Raw genomic sequence first — 21,238 nt, forward strand, 5'->3', positions numbered from 1 at the left:
GCTTATGATTCGAGCCATGCTGATTATTGGCGGCGCCGCCCTCATCGTGGGGCTGACCCTTTACACCCTCTTGGACGCCGTCCGCACCCCCGCACACGAGGCGCGAACCCTGCCCAAGTGGCTGTGGGTTCTCGTCACCCTGCTCTTCCCCGTGGTGGGCCCGCTCATGTGGCTTATCTTGGGCCGCCCCAAAGCACAGCCCGCAGCAGGCGCTCCTCGCCACGGCTTCGGTCAGCGACGCAGCACCCCGGCGCCCTCGGTATCTTCCCCCGACGACGATGAGGAATACCTGCGCTGGCTCAAAGCAAAAGCAGAACGCGAACGCCGCAGCCGCGAAGCAGAGTCGAACAACAAGCAGGATCCCGAGGACGGCACGCCGAATCAGAGTAACGGGCAGAACTAGTCAGAACAGCTAGGCTCGCACCCCCTCAAGGTTTACAGCAAGAGGCTGTGAGCGCATCCGCAACGGACGGGCTCACAGCCTCTTACTATGCTCAAAAACAGCTTCAGGAACTAGCTACCGGATGTTTTAGCTACCGGGCAGCTGAATCACGCCACCGTACAGCGGCGCGGCAGGCTCCGAATACCCCACAAAATGCGGCATCTCATGCTCAAAATCAGTGGTGCTAAACGCCAGAGTCGTAATCGACGCCAGGTTGCACTCACGGGCACGCGGGTCATGCTGTAGCATGCGACCCTCAATGCCCAGGCGAGTAATCCAAATCGGCAGCTGGTGCGACACAATAATCGCCTCCGCACCCTCACCGCCGCGCTCGTAGGCGGTACGCGCCGCATCCTGAACAGCCGCTGCCATACGGCGAATCTGATCCAGGTACGACTCACCCCAGGAGGGGCGCGCCGGGTTGTACAGCTTAGTCCAGTGACGCGGGTTCTTCAGCAGCTCCTGCGCGTTCACGTGCAGACCCTCAAAATAGTTATCCGCCTCAATGACGCGCTCATCCGGCTGCGCAGTCAGACCCAGCAACTCCTCAACCGGAGCGGCAGACTCACGGGTACGCTGCAACGGCGAGCAGACCAGATGCACGAAACGGGCGCCGCGCTCAGCACGAGCCGCGAACTCCTCAGCGCTCAGACGCACCATCTGCTGGCCCTTATCGGACAGACGGTAACCGGGCAGACGGCCGTACACAATGCGCTCGGGGTTGTGCACCTCGCCGTGACGCATGAGGTGAACTTTAATGGTGGAAGTTTCAGTCATAATCCCAGTCTCTCAGATAGCGCGCCGCACCCCAAACAGGTAACCCGCGCATACGCTCTACAAATACAAAACCCGGCGTACAAAGCCCAGCCCGCAAAAACTGCAGGAACACAAAAACCCCGCCTCTCCATACGGAGGGCGGGGCGAAAGAAGTCTATTTACTTCTTGTTGCGGCGCTGGTGGCGGGTCTTACGAAGCAGCTTGCGGTGCTTCTTCTTGGACATACGCTTGCGGCGCTTCTTGATAACGGAACCCATAGGATTTCCTCACTTTACTCGTACCCGGCCGAGCCATTCGACTCGGTAGCTACCCGGGGATATTTATACCGGTATAACCGATCCAAAACGCATTTTAGGCACAGAAATACCCTTGCGTTTTAGAGCGCTACCTACCTAGAGTACTAGGTTTACCCCCATTTTCACCATTCGAGAGCGGCTTTTCAGGAGTTTTTCCCTGAATTTCCGCTTTTCCCGCGGGGATATCGAGGATATCTCGGGGATATCTCAGGGCGAAAACGAGGATTCGGTAGCCCTAACGGCGCTTCTTCTTCGACTTCTTCGAGCCCTTAGCGCGGCCATGAGACAGCACCGAACCGGAAGAAGCTACAGCAGCATCAGGAGCGCTCTCCTCAGCCGGGGAGGCGGCCTCTACCAATTCCGCAGCCGATTCCTGCGCGGGATCAGAAGCCTCAGCGGGTTCTTCAACCGGCTCTTCCACCGAAACCTCTTCAACGGCGCTTTCCTCAGCTGCCTCTTCTTCAGCCGCCGCGTGCAACGCCTTCAGACGCTCAGCACGCTCAGCCTCGGCACGAGCCAGCGCCTCCTCATCAATGACGGGCTGAGGCTCAGGCTGGGGCTCGGGCTTCGTTTCTGCCTTCAGAACCTGCTCCTTCACTGCCTGATCCTTCTCAGCGCTCTCCTGCGCTTCATTAGGTTCGTACACATCCACACCGAAGAAACGCTTCATCTTCGAGAAGATGCCGCCGCGCTCCTGCACCGGCTCATCATGCGGAAGCTTCTCGTAGGTGTCGTGGATGGTCGCTGCCGCCTCAAGGCGGGTAGGCTCAGCAGGCTGAACGGCGGGCACCTCCTGGCGTGCAGGGGCACGCAGAACCTTCTCAGCCGACTCAGACTCCGCAGGCGCCGCGGCAGTCACAACAGCCGCAGGACGGGCGGTACGGGCAGGCGCAGTCAGCACCTTGCTACGGTCCACAGGCTTAATGATGGTCGCACGCACCGGAGAAATAATCTGACCGCTACGACGACGCGGAGCCGCCGTGGAGGCGCGCAGAACCTTCGCGGGACCCTCAACCTCTTCCTGCGCGTACGCGGCAGGGACGCTCGGCAGCTGACCGCTGGGGGTCTGGGAGCTGAGAGGCTGGGAAGCGAGAGTCTGGGAGCTAGCCGCTACAGAAGCAACCGGTGCCGCAGAAGCAGCGGGGGTTACCTGCGCTACCGGGGTACTGCGGCGCGGGGTACCGAAGCTCAGCGGCACATCCGCGCTCACCGTATGAGCGGTAGGCTGCGCGGGGGCTGCGGAAGCCGCGGCAGGTACGGGCTGAGACGCAGCGGGAATGGAACGTTCTACCTTGTCAGAAGCAGAAATATCTGCGCCAGAAGTAGTCTCGGCAGAGGTATCAGTCGGCTCGGAGGGAATTCCAGACGCCGCCTCCTCAACGTGGGCAACCTCAACGCGGGCAGCCTCGGATTCAGACTGCTCATACTCCACGTCAGCAGACTGCGCAGACACCGGAGCAGGAACCTGAGCCAGCTCAGCCGGTGCCGCAACAGGAGCATCCGCGGCAGGAAGTGCCCCCACATCGGCGAAGGACGCATCGTCCTGCATCAAATCATCAAAGTCATCAGCGGCAAACTCATCCACATCAACCGGCGCGAACTCAGACGCAATCGGCTCACCCGGCAGACCGTTCGCAGAGGTCGCCTCCTGCTCCAGATCAATACCGGCATCGGAATACATGCCGCGCAGCTGACCAATCACCATGGCACGAGCCGTCGCCGAATCGCCTGCTTTCAAAGCCTCCGCAATAGCACGACTCTCAGCACGCAGACGCTCCACAGCGCTACTCCACAGCGGCATACGACCCACCAGCGACAGCATCGACTCAAAGCTCGGCTGACGCACCGACGCGAGCAGACCCACCAGCAGCTCATTACCGGCGCAACGCATCACCTGGTGGTGGAAAGTCAGCAGAAGCTCGAGGAAATCACGAATCGACAGGTCGAAATCTTCCATCTGCTCCAGGACCTCGTCCATCTCCGCGAAGGAGGTGGTCTTCGGGTCAATACGCGCAATCGCCCAGCTTTCCAGCAGAATACGGGTCTGCACCAAGTCACGAGTCGGGTAACGCGAGCTGGACATGTGCAGGCGCAGAGCAGCGCTGGCGGCAGCGGCAGGCTCATCGCTCAGGTGCACCAGCATTTCCTTGCCGCGACCGTTGTATAGCTGCACCAGATCCATATCTTCCAGGGTGCGTAGAGCCTCGCGGGTGCGGGAACGACTCACACCAATAGCGCGCGCAATTTCGCTATCGCTGGGCAGGTCCTGGCCCAGCTGAATGTTGCCCTCGAACAGTTCGTTCTCGAGCCAGCGCAGAATTTTACGATGAATAGCCACGTGAATGCGTCTTTCGGTCAAAAAGTGAGTGAGTGTGTGTTTTACAGAGAGTTAATGCCGGAAGTGATCGGCAGGGCAGACCCTAGCCGCCCGTTTTAGCGGCGGCGGCCACGCAGGAAGCCGAAGAGGCCACCGCGGTGGTTATCCTTCGCCTCAGCGCTGTTCGTCTCAGTGCTGGGGCGGTACACCGAATCGTAGGAGGGCATGGTCTGGTACTCGGGCTCCTCAGCGGAGGTTTCAGCCTTAGCAGGCTCACCCTCGACAGGCTCATCTTTGGTGAGCTCATCATTGGCAGGCTCGCCCTTAGCGAGCTCATCCTTTTCAGTAGCTTCTGCGGGCGAAGCTGCTTCCTCAGCAGAATCAGCCTTCACCGGCTCTTCTGCCGAGGCTTCATCCACTACGTTCTTCTCAATCACAGACTTTTCAGCTGCAGAATCCTCAGATGCAGATTCCTCAGCTGCAAAATCCTTGCCGGTTGCTTCTTCCGTGACGGATTCAGCGGGTGCAACAGGCTTCTCAACAGCAACCTTTTCGTCGGCGGCCTTTTCAAGCGCAACAGCCTCGGGGATCACAGCGATAGGCTGAATCGAACCACCCACAACCGCAGCGGGGTCGGTGCCATAAGACACTACAGCCGCAGGCTGAGGGAATACCACCGGCTTATGCGCTACGACAGGCTTAGCCTCAGTGGTCTTGGTGGTCTCAGCGGGCTTCACCTCAGCAGGTGCCGCAGGGGTAGCGGGCTGAGCGGGGGATGCCGACGCCGCGGGGGTCACCCCAGCATCGTAACCGTACGATGCGGGAGTGAAGGGGCGCATCGGGGTGCTATCCACTGTCTCTTCCTGCGAGGTGGGCTCAGCAGTGGTCTTCTCAACAGTCGATTCGGAGGCGGCACTTTCAGCAGCCTGCTCCGCCGGGCGCGAGTAAATGCGCACGCTGGGGGTCAGGTGCTGTGCGCGGGCGCGCTGAATGCGAGCCTGCTCGATTTCCTCGGGGGTGGGCGCCTCAACGACGAAAGTCTCAGAGTCGGTCGCCTCGGTCTTCTCCGCGGTTGCGTTCTTCTCGGATGCAGCCGGCGCAGTTGCAGCGGGTGCAAGCTTCTGAGCGGGTTCTTCGGCTGCGGGCTTCTGAGCGCTCTTTTCAGAGGTCTTCTCGACCGGCTTCTGCCCAGCCTTCTCGACTGCGTTCTCAGCTGCAATCCTCTCAGCCATCGTCTTGTCGGAGGCAGATGCAGTCACGCCACCGGGCAGTGCCACGGGTACGTGCGCTTCGCTGGACTGGCGCGCAATCTGGACGGTCTCGTTGATCCACTCGGTCACGGTGGCGAATACATCCGGGTTCAGGGAGTAGAGGCGACGCTGCCCCTCCACGGTCACGGAGACCACGTCTGCATCACGAAGGACTTTCAGGTGCTTCGAAATGGTCGGCTGGCTCATGCCCAGCTTTTCAACCACAGCACCCACCGTGTGGGTTTGCTCAGCGAGAATACGCACAATTCGGCGGCGAGTCGGATCCGCGATGACAGAAAAAACATCAGAATGCATATAGCGATTATGACATATAAAGTGGCGCTTCAAGCTTAGAATGAGGCTGATGCAGAAATTACCTTCAAAAATTCTGAAAGAAGCCTGAACACTAACTCAAAACGAAGCGTTGAAGGGGATAAAAGCATGAAGTGTCCATCACATATGGTGCGGAGTTTATGTATCTCATCCCTGGCATATGACCACCCTTCACCTTCCTCAATACTTATATAACAGATACAGAATATATAGTTTTCGTGGCTCCACCCACAAAACCAACTATGCGTCTTCTCAAGGCTCACATATTTAGCCCCAAGCCACCACAACTACAACCCCCTCCGCACACATTAGGCGCGATACACTAGAAGGCGTCAAAACAGGCACATATCCGCCACCCAACACACCAACACCCAGACCAGCTGAAGGAGGCGCATGGGACGCATCATCCGCCGCACCCGGCGCCGACACCACCACCCCCAGGGTCAGCTCAACCGCCGCTGGGACACCCTCAGCGGCACCACATCCGTACCTCAAAAGCAGCAGGTTCACCGTAGCCGACGCGACCGCCTCGAGGCCGAAAACCTTAGCATCCTCACGAGCGTGCCCGGTATTGACCTCGATCGTCTGCTCACCCTACGCGACCACGTGAGCGAAACCTCCGAGGTTCAGCGTAAGCGCGCCCCCATGGGGTTCAATCTGCAGACCCTCGAACGGTTCCGTGACTTTATTGACGTGACCGTTCTTGCCTCGCCTTCGCGCACCGCAATCACTGCGTTTCTGCTGGTCATCATCTTCTTTACGCTCACCTTGCTACTGCCCATCTCCTCCAATGATGGGCAGCCCGCGCCTTTCCACCACGCATTTTTTACCTCTACCAGCGCGGTGACCGTGACCGGCCTGACTACCGTCTCCACCGCCGAGCAGTGGTCCACCTTCGGTCAGGCAATGATTCTTGTGGCTTGTCAGGTCGGTGGTTTGGGTACTCTGACCATTACCTCCCTGCTGGCGCTGGCTATCGGCCGTAAGATGGGTCTGCGCACCAAACTCATCGCACAGGAAGACCTGAACATCAGCCGTCTTGGCGAGGTCGGTGGCATCATCAAGAGCGTCTCCTATGCTTCATTCTCCATCGAGGCAATCATTGCGCTTGTGCTGATTCCTCGTTTCCTGACCCTCGGCGAAGACCCGTTCCAGGCGATCTGGCACAGCATTTTCTACTCCATCTCAGCCTTCAACAATGCAGGCTTCACCCCGCATTCCGACGGCATCGTGCCTTACGGTCATGACCTTTTCCTGCTCGTGCCCATCTGCATTGCCGTGTTCTTGGGCTCGCTCGGTTTCCCTGTTTTCATTGCGATTCAGCATCACCCTTTCCGCCCCCGCCACTGGTCGCTCACCGCGAAGCTGACCACCGTGACGACCCTGTTTTTCTTTGCTTTTGGCGCGTTCTTCTGGGGTCTCTTCGAGTGGAACAACCCCGCCACCATCGGCGACTACTCCGCAGGCGACAAGGTTCTGAACGCCATCTTTGCCTCCGTCATGATGCGTTCGGGCGGCTTCAATCTGGTCGACATGAGCAGCATTACCCCCGTCTCCACGCTCCTGACGGACATGCTCATGTTCATTGGCGGTGGCTCCGGCTCGACCGCGGGTGGCGTGAAGGTCACGACCATCGCCGTGATTGCCCTGTCTATCCTTGCTGAGGCGCGAGGCGATCAGAAGGTTGTCGCGTTCAACCGCACCATCCCCGAGTCCTCCCTGCGTATTGCTATCTCCGTGATTGTTATGGGTGCTACCGTGGTAGGTGTCGGCGCCGCGTCGATTCTGATTATTAGCGGCGCGGACCTCAAGGAAGTCATTTTCGAGGTCATCTCCGCCTTCGCGACCTGCGGCCTCTCGAATGGCCTCTCCTCCAGCCTGCCGCCGGCGGGTATCTACGTGCTCAGCGGCCTGATGCTCATTGGCCGTGTGGGCACCACAACCGCCGCGACCGGCCTGGCGCTGCGTTCACGCCGCCGCCTCTACAAGTTCCCCGAAGAAAGGCCCACCATTGGCTAGTGCACATAACGCCCCCGTCCTCGTGATTGGTCTGGGACGCTTCGGCTCCGCGGTGGCGGCCCAGCTGCGCCTGCAGAACAAGGAGGTCCTTGCTATTGAGAAGGACCCCGAGCTGGTGCAGAAGTGGTCCGGCGTGCTGACGCACGTGGTCTCCGCCGACGCGACCGATATCGACACCCTGCACCAGTTGGGTGCGGACGATTTCGGTTCCGCCGTGGTGGGTGTGGGCACCTCCGTGGAGGCATCCGTGCTGATTACCGCGAACCTCGTGGACATTGGCGTGGAGCGTATTTGGGCGAAGGCTATTACCCCCGCGCACGGCAAGATTCTGGAGCGTATTGGCGCGCACCACGTGGTCTACCCGGAGGCGGACGCCGGCCGCCGCGCCGCGCACCTCGTCTCGGGTCGATTGCTGGACTACATTGAATTTGATGACGACTTCGCGATTGCGAAGATGCGCCCGCCGAAGGAAACCCACGGATTCACCCTCGCCGAGTCGGATATTCGCTCCAAGTACGGCGTGTCCGTGGTCGGTATTAAGTCGCCCGGTGAGGACTTCACCTACGCGGACGCCACCACCCGCATTCACTCGCGCGACATTCTGATTGTGTCCGGTCAGGTGGACCTGATCGAGCGTTTCGCGGCGCGCCCCTAAGCGCACGTTTCCTCGCTGCGGGAGTTATCTTTCCCAGCTCTGCTGGTTTTGAGGAGCCCGCGGTTGAGCAACCCACGTTTGAGCAGCCCGCGATTAGACATAGAAAAACAGCCTCTTCCCGAAGTTCCGGGAGGAGGCTGTTTTTCTGTAGTTTCAGCTAGTCAGGGGGATGCTACCGGACGGTATTAGCCCTCATCGGTTAATTCCCGCCGATTAGTCCTCGTCAGCAGTGTACAGCTGGCTCATTTCCGCCGAACGTGCCGCGCAGGCGCGCATCGCGTCCTCGGTCAGCTGGAAGAGGCCACCGTCCACGAAGGTGTTCAGTGCACGCTCGGTGGTGCCGTTCGGGCTGGTCACGGCGCGGCGCAGGGCGGGTGCATCCGGGTTGGTGTCGAGCAGGAAGCCCGCACCGGCAACGGTTGCGCTGGCAAGCTTGAGGGCGGTGTCTGCGTCCAGGCCGAGCTTCTCACCTGCGGCTGCCATCGCCTCCGCAAGCAGGAACGCGTATGCCGGGCCGGAACCGGAGACGGCGGTGACCGCATCCATCTGGTCCTCGCGGACCTCAACAACCAAGCCGACGGTGCCCAGGACCTCTTCGACGAGCTTCTTCTGCTCGGCCTTCACGGTGTCGGTGGTGGAGATGGCGAGCACGCCCTTGCCCACGGAGGAGGGGGTGTTCGGCATGCAGCGAACAATGGGCTGACCTGCGGGAAGGCACTCGGCGAGAGTTTCGAGGGTCACGCCAGCAGCAACGGACACCACAACAGCGTTCGGCGCGAGAGCAGGTGCGATGTCGCGGGCAAGCTCAACGATGCCGTAGGGCTTCACGCCGAGCAGCACAACGTCCGCGTGGGCGGTTGCCTTGTGGTTGCCATCAGCTTCGCCGCCGGTGGTGATGATTTCGACCTTGTCGCCGAGGCGCTGGGCGAGGGCGGCGCGAGATTCTTCGCTACGCACGGTGGCGCGGATGTGGGCGGGGTCGTGGCCTGCAGCGAGCAAACCTGCGGCGATAGAGCCGTTCATGGAGCCGGTGCCGAGAAAAGCGATAGTTGCGGTCATCGTTGATCCTTCCTAATGGGGTGCCTGCGCCGGGTGCCGGCAGGCGTGCCGCCGGTGTGTTCCGGGGGCTACTGTTCGGTGCGCGGCGGGCGCGTGGAGGCGTACCCTTCCAGCATAGCGGGTGCGGCTACGGGCATATGACCTGGCTCGTGTTTCTTCCGCGTTTTCTGGGCAGCGGCTTCACCTCATGCTCCGCGACCCAATGCGCGGGGCTCCGCTTCTCACGTTCTGGCATGCCGGGGAGGGCGTAATTCTGCGGGCGTAGAATGAAAACAGCTTCACCCGCGGCAGTTTGCGCCGGGCATGAAGCCTTCAAACCACACAGCACGCAACACACAAACCCCTTTTTCTATGTCTTCTCATACTGGTTCTTCCTCGAAATCTTCCTCGAATAGCCCGCAGAATCCTGCGGGTTTCCGTTCTTTTTCGTTTCGCCTCCTGCTGGGGCTGACCCTTGCCGCGCTGGTCACGGGCGTGTTCAGCGGCTTGGGCGCGATTGCTCTGCATTATGTTCTGGACTTTATGCAGGAGCTAACTTTCGGTCAGGCTGAGGGGCATCACCCGATGGTGACTGACGGTGCCGATCCGGCGCGTCGTGCCCTGGTTTTGGCGGCGCTGGGTCCGTTCGTGGCGCTGGTGTGGTACTACCTGCAGTCCGGTGGGCGGCGTGTGGTCGGCGTGAAGTCGCAGATTGCCGGTGCTACCGAGGAGAACCGTACCCCGTCGCTGTGGCGGCAGATTTCGCATTCGGTGATTCAGATTGTTGCTGTGGGTGCGGGCTCTCCTGTGGGTAAGGAGGTCGCGCCTCGTGAGCTGGGTGCTTTGGCGGCTGGCCGTACCGCGAACCTGTTGGAGCGTCTTGGTTTTGTGGGCGCTGATGGTGCCCCGCTGTTGGGTGTTCGTGAGCGTAGTCTGCTGGTGGCGGCGGGTGCGGCGTCTGGTTTGGCGGCGGTGTATCAGGTGCCGATTGGTGGCGTGGTGTACCTTGTGGAGGCGATGGCTGTTGGTTTGAGCCTGCGGTCGCTGTATGTGGGTGCGGTGACGGTGTGGACGGCGACGGTCACGGCAAATCTGGTGATTGTCAATGAGCCGACGTACCCGGTGCCGCAGCTTCCGTTGGATGCGACGACGCTGACAGTGGCGGCGCTGACGGGTGTGGTGTTGACTCCATTGGCGTTGGGTTTTAGGGCGTTGTCGCAGCGTGCGGAGAAGTTGAAGGCGAAGGATCGTTCTCTTCTGTGGCGTATTCCTGTGGCGTTTGCGCTGGTCGCGGTGGTTTCGCTGTGGCTTCCGGAGATTCTGGGTAATGGTCGTCTGCTGACTCAGCACACGTTTAATGTGTCGCTGGATGCGGCGGCGGGCGGTTTGACCGCATCGGCGGCAGTGTATGTGTTGGCGTTGGCTGTTGCGAAGGCTGCCGTGGTGGTGTTGAGTCTGCGTTTCGGTTCTTATGGCGGTACGTTGACGCCGGGTTTGGCGTTGGGTGCGGCGGTTGCGTTTTGTGTGGCGGCGCTGGTGCTGTGGGCGTTCCCGGGTTTGGGCGGGGTGCCGGGTGGCGCGTCGATGGTGTTGTATGCGGCGGCGTTGACGGGTACGGCGGCGTTTTTGGGTATTTCGATGAATGCGCCGTTGTCTGCGTTGACGTTGTTGATTGGTTTTACGGGTCAGGGTGCGAGTGCGTGGCTGCCGATGGCGGTTGCGGTGGGCACGGCGGTGCTGACCCGCTGGGCGTGGACACGGGCGTTCGGCGCTAAGAAGTAGGTCCTGACAGGTGGCGGGCGGCCCCGGATGCGTGTGTGCGTCCGGGGCCGCCCTGTTTTGCCGTGCCGAAGATTTGCCTTACTTTTGTTTTGACGGCTTTGAAAGGAATAGCAGATAGATTCCGAAGAGGAGCTTAATCGCCGCATCGATATATGCAATTACCTCTAACGGGATGCTGGTAAAAATATATCCTGCAAACACGTTAATGGCACAGATAAGACCCAGATATATCATTGACTTTCCATGCACAAAATAGTATGGGAAGAAATGCAGCGCGGTTGCCATCAGCGCTCCCAGCCAAATCAGTCTCCAATTTTCTGTTGCGAAGAATGGGCCGCCCAGCAAAACCATTAAGACAAATAATAGAATAACGGCACGCGAAGATACTTTCTTTTGAAATTCACTCGAAGGGCCATCGGCTAGTCTATTCAGCACCTTTTTATTCATGTTGATTGAGAAAAAGCTGACGACATAGCCGATACTGAATACTTGCATGTTTATTATTTGCTTTCCTCCGGCCATGATGGCTATTGCGATAACTACCGCCACCGTAATTAGCCACAACCCGCAGGCCCTCTTGTAATTAAATTCTAACTTTTCGTCTTTGTTGTAGCTTAGAAAAGCCATCGATGCCTCCAATAGTCTCTCGTGAAATTAATTCTCTTGTCGCGCCACTAAATTTTATTGTGAAAAGTTCTGCCATATATTAATATACTCCAACCCTTCTGTGTGCTAATTGCACCCTCTGTGATTGTATCAAGATGGCGATAAAATCCCCCTAAGAAACGAGGGGCGGCCCCGGATGCGTGCGCGTCCGGGGCAACTTTTGTTTTATCGTGCTGCACTGAAAGTTGTGCCATAGGTTAGCGTCTTTGGTCGTAGTTAAAAACCATGGCAGAAGACGCTAACCTATGGCACAAACTCTGGAGGAGGTTATAGCCCCACATAGTGAGAAGCCACATATGTTTCCAGAAGCCACATTATAAGTTGCTATTCGAAACACATGTGGCTCCTCAATATTTACCTTTGGCCAGACTACTTATGACTAGGGCTTTTCAATTCCTTATATATAGCCGGCCTGGAATACCTGATTCTAATCAATTCAGATTGGTTCGGCGATAAGTCAACATGTCCCACTTCAGCTTTATAATCCATATAGTATTTATTCACTTCAAGCATTAAACAATAGATATAAGCAACCATCAAAAAGTCGATTTTCCCCTTATCCTCTTCCAAAAGTTCAGAATATTTTATATTTTTCTCCAGAGCAACAGCAGAGCGCTCTCCTATGATCCGCCTCATTGACAGATAGACAAACTTTTCCACCACATAAACAATAACAACTGTTGATCCTATAGAAATCACCAAGAAAACTATGAGAAAAAGTGCAGAAGCTGCCCCATCCGAAAGGCCAAGAAATTCAAATACATTAGCTAAATCACCCTGATACTCCACCAATACAAACATAAACACAAGGCTACTAGATATATAAGCAGCCAATCTATTCATCCAATTTTTCCAATAAAACGATACATATTCAAAAACCCTGCGATACCCCTTATTCAACCGCAAAACATTTAATTTATATATATTCGAGTCAAGATTAACACTAGACTGGATAACCATAGATAAATATGTGCCATAAAAAACACTTCCGATGATCACAAGGATAAAACCGTTAATCCACATGGTAGCTATCGCCAAAATACTCACAAAAATCCATGAAATAAAAATGTTCCGAAATTGCCGGTGGAAAACATAAGACTTCACACCCACATTAACACCAAACCCCATGTATCTTACACCGGAGTAGAACATCCCAGAGTAAGCACCTTCTCTACGAGAAAGAGATCTGCCAGGGATAAATAAATCATTTCCCCCTATTTGCTTCCCAAAAAATTCTTCTTCGAACTCACACTTCGCTATGTCGTATTCTTTAGAATATGACATACTTCCGTTTCCATTCGCATTCTTTAACCTGTCAAGATAAATTGAGCTTCTAACCAATATATCTTTTTCACTATAAGTAAGCATTCGAGAAGAGACCATGGTAAACCAGGCAAAAAATAACAGAACCCATAAAGGAATTTCTTGATAGCGAGTAAGGTTGATATGCTCGGAAACGATGAGCTTGCCCCACCCCGGACCAACACTCCAGGGCCCAAGCGGCACAAGAGACGTACCTTGAAGATACCCAGCAATAAGTCCATACCAAAAATTAATTACAAACACCACAAAGACAATTTCACCAACAATACGGGCAAACTTTCTATACGTGGCTCGACGCGCATCACCACTAACTCCTTCTACCCCATCAGCAAATTTACCCACACTCACATATAAGCTCAATAGAATGCTGGCAAGTGAAACAATAATTCCAGCCCTTATATCCAGCAAATAGTATGGTATGTTAATCCAAAATTGCGCCAAAGGCAGTGGAAGATTTCCAGTTTTTTCAGACGAAATAAATAAAGCAGGAAGTAGAATAATTAATGGTGATAAATAAACTAACGTCCACAGAAAAAATTCCCAACATGGGATACGGACGAGGTTATCCCAAAATATTTTTCTACTTTTTTCTTCGTGCTCTTCACCCCAGGCTTCGTTGACCTCGTCAATAATGTCTTCGATTTTCATCGGTGATTGTTCCTTTCCTACATCTTTGTCGGCGGGATATACACGTTATAAGCGGTGACCCCGCAGGCCGGTGCCCGTTACGCACCAGCCTGCGGGGTTCATCATCATGTTCTACTCACCCAGGAGGGTCTTCGGGTTGACCGGAGTACCCGTACCCTCCGCCAGGTGCTCAATACGCTTCAGAATCAGGCCCTCACGCAGCGCCCACGGGCACACGCGCATCGTCTCAACCCCGAACGCCTCCATCGCCGCCTCCGCAGCGATAGCGCCCGCCAGCATCTGCTCCGCGCGCGCCTTCGAAACACCCGGCAAATCGCTACGCTCAGACACCGTCATCGCCTCCATACGACGAGTCCACAGGCGCAAATCCTGCAAATGCATCTCACGCTTCACATGCGGGCCCGCCGAATACGGCGCCGCACCACAAATACGCGCCAACGAACGGAACGTCTTCGACGTACCCACCGTCATATCCGGCGCACCATAACGCAACAGATTCTCCGCCACCGGGGCGATCTGCTCACGCACATACTTACGCAGACGCTTCACCTGCTTCGGGCTCGGCGGCTGCTCATCAAAAAACTCACGCGTCAGACGGCCCGCACCCAACGGCACGCTCATCGCCGCATCCGGCAACGCATTCGTACCCGTCGAAAACTCAAACGAGCCGCCACCAATATCAAAATCAAGGATGCGGCCCGCACCCCAGCCCTGCCAGCGGCGCACCGCAAAGTACGTAATCGCCGCCTCCTGGTCGCCCGAAATACCGTTCAGGCTCACACCGGTCTGCTCACGCACCTGATGCAGCACCGCCGCACCATTACCCGCCTCACGGATAGCGCTCGTAGAAAACGCCAGCAGGTCCTCCGCCTCATTCTCGATCGCGAAGTCGCGGGCGCTGGTCACGAAGCGGGTCAGCGCGTCCGCGCCCTCCTGCGAAATATTGCCCTCAGCGTCGAGGTACTGCACGAGCTGCAGCGGAATCTTATGCGACGCGTACGGTTCGGGGCGCGCTCCAGGGCTGCCGTCAATCAGTAGCAGGTGGACCGTATTCGACCCGACATCCAGAACTCCCAGGCGCACGATGCGCTCCCCTCCCCCGCCCCGCGGCGGGATATTGTCTGTGTGCGGTACCGCAGGTGCGGTGCCTCTTCCAGTCTGTCAGAGGCGCGGCTCACTCCGCAAACAATCCGGGCGGATGCCCAGCATCAGCACAGCGCGGGCAAAAAATACGCCGGGCATGTACTCTCCCGAGCACGCAAAAGGCGCAGGAGGCGCCCCACCCCCGCTAAGGGGTTCGGGACGCATCCTGCGCCTTCAGGTAGAAGAGCTACTCGGCGGTCTTCTTCGCTGCGGTCTTACGAGTGGTCGTCTTCTTCGCGGTAGTAGACTTTGCAGTCGTCTTCTTAGCAGTCGTCTTCTTAGCCGTGGTGGTCTTCTTCGCGGCGGTCTTACGCTTGACCGGGCCCTTCGCACGCTTGTCAGCCAGCAGCTGCACCGCACGCTCGTGGGTCAGAGACTCGACCGATTCCGCACGCGGAACCGTAATGTTCGTAATACCGTCGGTGATGTACGGGCCAAAGCGGCCGTCCTTCACCACAATCTTCTTCTCGCTGACCGGGTCCACACCCAGCTCAGCCAGCGGAGGCTTAGCCGCCGCACGACCGCGCTGCTTCGGCTGGGAGTAAATCTCCAGGGCCTGCTCCAGCGTAATCGTGAAGATTTCGTCCTCGCTGCCAATCGAGCGGGAGTCCGTGCCCTTCTTCAGGTACGGGCCAAAGCGGCCGTTCTGCACGGTGATTTCCACGCCCTCAGCGTCGGTACCGAGCACGCGCGGCAGGCTCATCAGCTGCAGTGCCTGCTCAAGGGTCACGGTCGCCAGGTCCATGGACTTGAACAGGGACGCGGTGCGCGGCTTGGCGGGCTTCGGCTTCTTCTTCGGCTTGGGCTTACCGTTCTTGTAGTATTCGGTCGGCTGCGCGTCCAGGTATGCCTGAATCTGCTCCTCGGTCATCTCCTCGATCACCTCGGTAACGTAGGGGCCGTAGCGACCGTCGCGAGCCACAATCTGGTTGCCGGAGACCGGGTCCACGCCGAGCACGCGGCCGTCGGACTTGCCCTGTTCGAGCAGTTCGCGTGCCTTCGCTTCGGTCAGTTCGTCCGGTGCCAGGTCGGCAGGTACATTCGCGCGGACCGGTTCGGTCAGCTCGCCAGTCTCGGTGTCGAGGGTGCCTTCGGCCTCCAGGTAGGGACCGAACTTGCCCACGCGCAGCACAATGCCGTCCGCGATCGGGATGGAGTTGATGCTGCGGGCGTCAATCTCGCCGAGGTTGTCGACGATGGGCTTTAGGCCGCGCTTGGAGTCGCCGCCGAAGTAGAACTCGTCCAACCACTCGACGCGGGATTCTTCGCCGCGTGCGATGCGGTCGAGGTCTTCTTCCATCTGCGCGGTGAACTCGTAGTTCACGTAGGGGCCGAAGCTGGATTCGAGCAGGCGCACCACGGAGAACGCGATCCAGGACGGAATCAGCGAACCAGAACGAACGTTCACGTATCCGCGGTCCATGATGGTCGAAATAACCGCCGCGTAGGTGGACGGGCGGCCGATGCCCAGCTCGTCCAGGGTCTTCACGAGGGACGCCTCGGTGTAGCGCGGAGGCGGCAGGGTCTCGTGGCCAGCGGGTTCAATCGCCTCGGCGGTCAGTGCCTCGCCGGTGGTCAGGTTCGGCAGGCGCTTCTCAGCGTCCTTCGCCTCACGCTCAGCCACGCGGGATGCGTCAACGCCCTCCTCGTAGGCGGCGAGGAAGCCGCGGAAGGTGATGACGGTACCGGATGCAGCGAACTCGGCGTCCTGGCCGTTAGATGCCACGGCGCCCAGGCGTACGGAGGCGGTGGAACCGGTCGCGTCAGCCATCTGGGAGGCGACGGTACGCTTCCAAATCAGCTCGTAGAGGCGGAACTCGTCGTTGGACAGGGAGCCGCGCACAGCGTCCGGGGTGCGGAAGGTGTCACCCGCGGGGCGGATTGCTTCGTGGGCTTCCTGCGCGTTCTTGCTCTTGGAGGTGTACACGCGCGGTGCTGAGGGCACAAACTCGGCGCCGTACAGCTCGGATGCCTGGCGGCGTGCGGCGGAGATCGCCTGCTCGCTCAGCGCCACCGAGTCGGTACGCATGTAGGTGATGTAACCGTTTTCGTAGAGGCGCTGCGCCACCTGCATGGTCACGCGGGAGGAGAAACGCAGCTTACGTGCGGCTTCCTGCTGCAGGGTGGAGGTGGTGAACGGCGCTGCCGGGCGGCGCTTGTACGGCTTGGTCTCAACGGAGCGTACGGAGAACGCGGCGGACTGCAGGGCTGCGGCGAGCGCGCGGGCGGCTTCCTCATTCAGGTGGGTGACCTTGGAGGTGTTGAGGGTGCCGTTGTCGGCGAAGTCCTTGCCGGTGGCGATGCGGTTACCGTCTACGGCGACCAGCTTGGCGTCGAAGCCTTCGGAGGCTGCGGTCAGGAAGCGTCCGGTCAGGTCCCAGTAGTTGGCGGCGACGAATGCCATGCGTTCGCGTTCGCGTTCAACGACGAGGCGGGTTGCGACGGACTGCACGCGACCTGCGGAGAGGCCGCGGCCGACCTTGCGCCAGAGTACGGGGGAAATTTCGTAACCGTAGATGCGGTCGAGGATACGGCGGGTTTCCTGCGCGTCGACCAGGTGCAGGTCGATGTCGCGCAGTTCGCCGAAGGCGCGCTGAATGGCTTCCCGGGTGATTTCGGGGAAGGTCATGCGGTAGACGGGTACCTTGGGCTTGAGGACTTCCTTCAGGTGCCATGCGATGGCTTCACCTTCGCGGTCACCATCGGTTGCCAGGTAGAGCGCGTCTACTTCTTTGAGCTTGCGCTTGAGTTCGGCGACCTTTTTCTTTTTGTCGGGGTTGACCACGTAGTAGGGTTCGAAGTTCTCTTCAACGTTGACAGCGAACTTGCCGACGGGGCTCTTTTTGAGGTTTTCGGGCAGTTCGGAGGGCTGCGGAAGGTCGCGGATATGGCCCATGGACGAGTCGACAAGGTAGTCCTCGCCGAGGTAGCTGCTAATGGTTTTGACCTTGGAGGGAGACTCCACAATCAGCAGGGCTTTTCCGGTCTTTGCCTGAGCGGGCACGGCACTCCTCTATCTGTGTGTTGAAAAGCTACGTATTCAACCATAACCTACGCTGGCGCTTGTGGGTGCCGGTCGGTTGTGGTTGTACGCGGGTGAGGTGATCGGTGGGGGTGTAGTTTATGTTGGGTTGATGTGGTGCGCTCGGTGCGTTTCATGCGGCGAGCGCGCGGTGGCCCGGCGCGAGGCGAGCTGGCACGGTTCTAGTTGATGTGAACCGGGCGTGTTGAGCTTGCACGAGTGCGCAGGGTACTCGGTACATCATACGGTACCGGAGCGGTGGTGTGTGCACGGGGTACATGGGGGCGGGTGCTGGGGCGCACCGCACCCGCTCACCTGCGTTTCTAGCTAGTGAGGGTGTCAGAGTCGGGGTGGGTGCCGTCCAGGTATGCGGGCAGCAGCGGGTATTCGCGGCCGTACACGGTCTGCGGCGCAATGCGCACCCACTGCATTTCGTGGGTTTCGGAGTCGGGCAGGTCGAAGGTGCGCACGATCTGCGGGGTCATTTCCGGCGGTAGCCAGTGGGCGATACCGACCACGATGACGGAGCGGATGCCGTCTTCGAGGGTTTCGTCGATTTCGAAGGCAACGCGGCGGCTGACCACCACGGAGGAGAACTTGTTGCCGCGGGTGGTGCGGATGTAGATTTCCTGCTTGTCGTCTTGGCTGGCGACGGCGTAGAGCACGGGCAGCACATCGACGTGCTGTCCGTCAGTGAGGATGAGGCGGCCGAGAGTGTTTGCGTGCAGACGCTCCCAGCACTTGTCGACGCTGATACTTTCATCGGGGTACAGGTTACTCATGGTTTCAGTGTATGCGATGGGGTGGGCGCTCTTGCGTAGATGACGGTTTTGGTCAGGGGGTGGGTCGGGGCCGTGTCATTGCGTTGCCGCCTATACGCGGTGGGCGCGCCCGGGCAGATGCGGCGGGTGCGTAGAATGGTGTGCATGACTATTTCTGCCGCCTCTTTCGCTCCCGAGTACGCCGCCGTTGCGGATGCTCCCCGCAGCGATGATTACGCCCGCCTGATCCGCATCCGTGAACGCCTGTTGGCGTTGAACTACAGCTATGACGCTGTGCAGGAGCTGCTCGGTGTTGAGGCGGCTGAGGCGATGGCTCGTGACCAGGTGGTTCCGGGCTTGTGGCGTGTGGAGCATATTCTGCGCGGCGATTACAGTGCGGGTGAGAAGAACCTGGCGCGTCTGCTGGCGTTTTTCCTGCTGGCTCGCCCGCTCACTGAGACTGAGGCAGCCGAGGTTTTCGGCGATGCCCTGGTTGACTTCGAGAATGCCGCGCTGATTGAGCGCGACGCTGCGGATTCTACCCGCTGGTCCGCGAGCGTTGATTTGCGCCCGCACGCCGCCGATGACGGCACCGAAATCTTTGTTGCCGCCGACCTGGGTGCGCATCAGCGCCCCGGAGTGCTCCGTAAGGATCACGTGCTCGGCATTGGTCACGCCTCCCTGACTCTGGCGCAGATTACCGAGCGTACCCCCGTCAAGCGCGCCCTGGATGTGGGCACCGGCTGCGGTATTCAGACCTTCCATCTGCTCGCTCACGCTGAGCACGTGACCGCCACCGACATTTCGGAGCGTGCCCTGGCGTTCGCCCGTTTTAACCTGCTGCTGAACGCGCAGGCGCTCAATATTGATCCGCAGAACCCGCAGGCGCGCGTGAGCCTGCGTGAGGGTTCCCTGCTGGAGCCGGTCGCCGGTGAGCTTTTTGACCTGGTGGTGTCGAACCCGCCGTTCGTGATTACCCCGCGCGTTGCCGGTGAGAGCGCCGAGGAGCAGTTCACCTACCGCGACGGCGGCCTGCCCGGTGACGAAATTGTGAGCACGATGGTGCGTCAGCTGCCGTCGGTGCTGGTGCCCGGTGGCCGCGCGCAGATGCTGGGCAACTGGGAAATTATTCGCGATTCGGCGGACCCGGACGCACCGCGCCCGTGGGATGAGCGTCCGCGCGCCTGGGTTGCCGACGGCGGCGCGGAGGCGTGGTTTATTCAGCGTGAGGCGCTGACCCCCGCCTCCTACGCGGAGACCTGGTTGAAGGATGCGAGCGAGAACCGCGACCGCAGCCACTACGAGCAGACCTACGTGGCGTACCTGAACGACTTCGCTTCCCGGAACGTTCATTCTATTGGTTTCGGCATGATTTGGCTGCGCCGCCCGACCGAGGCAACCGCGGCAGGGGTGACCGAGCCCCTACAGCGTTTCGAGGAGATTACCTACCCGATTCAGCAGCCCATCGCCCGCGCCCTCACCGAGTCCGTGCGCCGCTACGACCGCCTCGCCGCCATGGACGATGAGGCGCTCCTTACCGCACACCTGGAGGTCGCCGAGGACGTCACCGAGGAACGCCACGGCCGCCCCGGCGCCGAGCATCCCAGCGTCATTTTGCTGCGTGCCGGTTCGGGTCTGTGCCGCACCCAGCTGCTCTCCACCGAGACCGCTGGTTTTGCGTCGGCGAGCGATGGTGAGCTTGCCGTGGGTCAGATTGTGGCGGCTCTTGCCATGCTACTGTCCTGGCCCGAATACGACGAGGCTGCCGCCGCCGCACGCGGTACGCAGGAGCAGCATCCGCGCGACACCCTGCTGCACGCGGTGCGCGAGCTGGTGCTCAAGAGCTTCCTGCACTTTAGCGACGAGCACGCGGGCGCAGCATCGGCTGACGAGAGCACTGCAGAAGCGCAGGGCTAGGCGTGCGTATTTGGTCTCTTCACCCCTGTCTGCTCGATCGGCGCGCCCTGGTCGCCTGCTGGCGTGAAACTCTGCTGGCGCAGAAGGTTCTGCGGGGCCTGACTCGCGGGTACACGAACCATCCGCAGCTGATTCGTTTTCGCGCGCACCCGCAGCCGCTGGAGGCGGTTGCCGCTTACCTGTCCGGGCTGGCGGATGAGGCGGATGCCCGCGGCTACTCGTTCAACCGCGCACTGATTGGCGCGGGCGAAGACGATGCGGGCAAAGATAGCACAAACGAAAATAGCGCAGGCAAAAACGGTACCGATAAAAACTGCGCTGACAAGGCAGAAAACCCGTACGCTTCGGTCGCGCGTATTCCCGTTTCTTTGGGTCAGTTGGAGTACGAGCTTGCTTTCCTACAGCACAAGGTGGCTGGGCGCGACCCCGAGTGGGAGCACCAGTTGAGCGAGCGCCTGGCGGCGCGCGGCGAGCTGGCGGCGTGTGCGCATCCGCTGTTTGAGGTGGTTCCGGGGGCTATTGAGCCTTGGGAAAAGACGAAAGACTTTTAGACAGAAGGATTTCTAAGAACGTGAGCATAGTAATGCCCCGGCGGAACCCTTGCGGGTGCCTGCCGGGGCATCGCTGTATGTATGGCTCAAGCTCATCTCAGCGCATTACAGAGCGCTGGAAACAGCTTGGCACGGGGTCTTTACCTCAGGGGCTTTACTTGGTGGTCAGCGCGGGCTTAATTTCCTTCACGATTGCCTCAAGCATCTTCAGGTTGAAGTCCACACCCAACTGCAGTCGACCCGCCGCAATGAGATCGGCCATGTCGGCAAGTTCAGCCATGTAGAGCGGGTTTTCGTA

The 21,238-nt window shown here is 59.1% G+C and carries 16 protein-coding genes and 1 pseudogene; 6 read left to right on the top strand and 11 right to left on the bottom strand.

Annotated features, from left to right (window positions below; genetic code table 11):
* Positions 1-4 precede the first annotated feature (4 nt).
* Positions 5-403, top strand: coding sequence for a PLD nuclease N-terminal domain-containing protein (locus tag HMPREF2942_RS05920; RefSeq protein ID WP_070688623.1), 399 nt, complete (start codon positions 5-7; stop codon positions 401-403).
* A gap of 126 nt (positions 404-529) precedes the next feature.
* On the opposite strand, the gene HMPREF2942_RS05925 is transcribed toward HMPREF2942_RS05920, so the two are convergent.
* The 4 genes from HMPREF2942_RS05925 to HMPREF2942_RS05935 all read right to left on the bottom strand — a co-directional run bounded on the left by HMPREF2942_RS05925 (position 530) and on the right by HMPREF2942_RS05935 (position 5,397).
* The gene (locus tag HMPREF2942_RS05925) at positions 530-1,219 is read right to left on the bottom strand and encodes a histidine phosphatase family protein (protein WP_070688625.1); all 690 of its coding nucleotides are present in this window, start codon (positions 1,217-1,219) and stop codon (positions 530-532) included.
* Positions 1,220-1,377: 158 nt separating this feature from the next.
* Positions 1,378-1,476 (bottom strand): 30S ribosomal protein bS22, encoded by a 99-nt coding sequence (locus tag HMPREF2942_RS09270; RefSeq protein WP_005504750.1) that lies wholly within the window; start codon positions 1,474-1,476, stop codon positions 1,378-1,380.
* Positions 1,477-1,750: 274 nt separating this feature from the next.
* The gene (locus HMPREF2942_RS05930) at positions 1,751-3,853 is read right to left on the bottom strand and encodes a FadR/GntR family transcriptional regulator (RefSeq protein ID WP_070688627.1); all 2,103 of its coding nucleotides are present in this window, start codon (positions 3,851-3,853) and stop codon (positions 1,751-1,753) included.
* Between the two features lie 95 nt (positions 3,854-3,948).
* Positions 3,949-5,397, bottom strand: coding sequence for an ArsR/SmtB family transcription factor (locus HMPREF2942_RS05935; protein WP_070688629.1), 1,449 nt, complete (start codon positions 5,395-5,397; stop codon positions 3,949-3,951).
* Between the two features lie 411 nt (positions 5,398-5,808).
* Here HMPREF2942_RS05935 and HMPREF2942_RS05940 point away from each other — a divergent pair, with 411 nt between their 5' ends.
* Both HMPREF2942_RS05940 and HMPREF2942_RS05945 read left to right on the top strand, forming a co-directional pair.
* The gene (locus tag HMPREF2942_RS05940) at positions 5,809-7,434 is read left to right on the top strand and encodes a TrkH family potassium uptake protein (RefSeq protein ID WP_070688632.1); all 1,626 of its coding nucleotides are present in this window, start codon (positions 5,809-5,811) and stop codon (positions 7,432-7,434) included.
* Positions 7,427-8,089, top strand: coding sequence for a potassium channel family protein (locus HMPREF2942_RS05945; protein ID WP_005504725.1), 663 nt, complete (start codon positions 7,427-7,429; stop codon positions 8,087-8,089). The genes HMPREF2942_RS05940 and HMPREF2942_RS05945 overlap by 8 nt, the downstream gene beginning before the upstream one ends.
* A 213-nt stretch (positions 8,090-8,302) precedes the next feature.
* On the opposite strand, the gene proC is transcribed toward HMPREF2942_RS05945, so the two are convergent.
* Complete coding sequence (gene proC / locus HMPREF2942_RS05950) at positions 8,303-9,148, bottom strand: pyrroline-5-carboxylate reductase (RefSeq protein WP_070688635.1); 846 nt, start codon at positions 9,146-9,148, stop codon at positions 8,303-8,305.
* Positions 9,149-9,499: 351 nt separating this feature from the next.
* On the opposite strand from proC, the gene HMPREF2942_RS05955 reads away from it, so the two are divergent.
* Positions 9,500-10,909 carry a chloride channel protein gene (locus HMPREF2942_RS05955; RefSeq protein ID WP_070688636.1) on the top strand — a complete coding sequence of 470 codons (1,410 nt, stop codon included), beginning with the start codon at positions 9,500-9,502 and terminating at the stop codon, positions 10,907-10,909.
* Between the two features lie 78 nt (positions 10,910-10,987).
* On the opposite strand, the gene HMPREF2942_RS09525 is transcribed toward HMPREF2942_RS05955, so the two are convergent.
* The 5 genes from HMPREF2942_RS09525 to HMPREF2942_RS05980 form a co-directional block, all read right to left on the bottom strand.
* Positions 10,988-11,536: a DUF6609 family protein gene (locus tag HMPREF2942_RS09525; protein ID WP_070688637.1), complete on the bottom strand. Its 549-nt coding sequence runs from the start codon at positions 11,534-11,536 to the stop codon at positions 10,988-10,990.
* Positions 11,537-11,944: 408 nt separating this feature from the next.
* Positions 11,945-13,546 carry a hypothetical protein gene (locus tag HMPREF2942_RS05965; protein ID WP_070688638.1) on the bottom strand — a complete coding sequence of 534 codons (1,602 nt, stop codon included), beginning with the start codon at positions 13,544-13,546 and terminating at the stop codon, positions 11,945-11,947.
* Positions 13,547-13,657: 111 nt separating this feature from the next.
* Positions 13,658-14,629: a Ppx/GppA family phosphatase gene (locus HMPREF2942_RS05970; RefSeq protein ID WP_049357216.1), complete on the bottom strand. Its 972-nt coding sequence runs from the start codon at positions 14,627-14,629 to the stop codon at positions 13,658-13,660.
* 247 nt (positions 14,630-14,876) lie between these two features.
* Entirely contained in the window at positions 14,877-17,693 is a 2,817-nt protein-coding gene (gene topA, locus HMPREF2942_RS05975) for a type I DNA topoisomerase (protein WP_070688639.1), read from the bottom strand.
* Between the two features lie 341 nt (positions 17,694-18,034).
* On the bottom strand, positions 18,035-18,493 hold the full coding sequence (locus HMPREF2942_RS05980) for a pyridoxamine 5'-phosphate oxidase family protein (protein WP_044145909.1): 459 nt from the start codon (positions 18,491-18,493) through the stop codon (positions 18,035-18,037).
* A gap of 144 nt (positions 18,494-18,637) precedes the next feature.
* Between HMPREF2942_RS05980 and HMPREF2942_RS05985 the strand changes: the two genes are divergently transcribed.
* Entirely contained in the window at positions 18,638-20,389 is a 1,752-nt protein-coding gene (locus HMPREF2942_RS05985) for a DUF7059 domain-containing protein (RefSeq protein ID WP_044150140.1), read from the top strand.
* Positions 20,390-20,391: 2 nt separating this feature from the next.
* On the top strand, positions 20,392-20,940 hold the full coding sequence (locus HMPREF2942_RS05990) for a pyrimidine dimer DNA glycosylase/endonuclease V (RefSeq protein ID WP_012902938.1): 549 nt from the start codon (positions 20,392-20,394) through the stop codon (positions 20,938-20,940).
* 220 nt (positions 20,941-21,160) lie between these two features.
* On the opposite strand, the pseudogene HMPREF2942_RS09530 reads toward HMPREF2942_RS05990, so the two are convergent.
* A pseudogene (locus HMPREF2942_RS09530) lies at positions 21,161-21,238 on the bottom strand (luciferase); the annotation flags it as partial.

Origin of the sequence: Rothia sp. HMSC071C12 (assembly GCF_001813895.1) — a bacterium.
Lineage (GTDB): Bacteria > Actinomycetota > Actinomycetes > Actinomycetales > Micrococcaceae > Rothia > Rothia mucilaginosa.

Coding starts and splice junctions, on each gene's coding strand:
- HMPREF2942_RS05985 (WP_044150140.1), top strand. CDS start 18,638: ATGACTATTTCTGCCGCCTCTTTCGCTCCCGAGTACGCCGCCGTTGCG.
- HMPREF2942_RS05940 (WP_070688632.1), top strand. CDS start 5,809: ATGGGACGCATCATCCGCCGCACCCGGCGCCGACACCACCACCCCCAG.
- HMPREF2942_RS05935 (WP_070688629.1), bottom strand. CDS start 5,397: ATGCATTCTGATGTTTTTTCTGTCATCGCGGATCCGACTCGCCGCCGA.
- proC (WP_070688635.1), bottom strand. CDS start 9,148: ATGACCGCAACTATCGCTTTTCTCGGCACCGGCTCCATGAACGGCTCT.
- HMPREF2942_RS09525 (WP_070688637.1), bottom strand. CDS start 11,536: ATGGCTTTTCTAAGCTACAACAAAGACGAAAAGTTAGAATTTAATTAC.
- HMPREF2942_RS05965 (WP_070688638.1), bottom strand. CDS start 13,546: ATGAAAATCGAAGACATTATTGACGAGGTCAACGAAGCCTGGGGTGAA.
- HMPREF2942_RS05925 (WP_070688625.1), bottom strand. CDS start 1,219: ATGACTGAAACTTCCACCATTAAAGTTCACCTCATGCGTCACGGCGAG.
- HMPREF2942_RS09270 (WP_005504750.1), bottom strand. CDS start 1,476: ATGGGTTCCGTTATCAAGAAGCGCCGCAAGCGTATGTCCAAGAAGAAG.
- HMPREF2942_RS05955 (WP_070688636.1), top strand. CDS start 9,500: ATGTCTTCTCATACTGGTTCTTCCTCGAAATCTTCCTCGAATAGCCCG.
- HMPREF2942_RS05920 (WP_070688623.1), top strand. CDS start 5: ATGATTCGAGCCATGCTGATTATTGGCGGCGCCGCCCTCATCGTGGGG.
- HMPREF2942_RS05980 (WP_044145909.1), bottom strand. CDS start 18,493: ATGAGTAACCTGTACCCCGATGAAAGTATCAGCGTCGACAAGTGCTGG.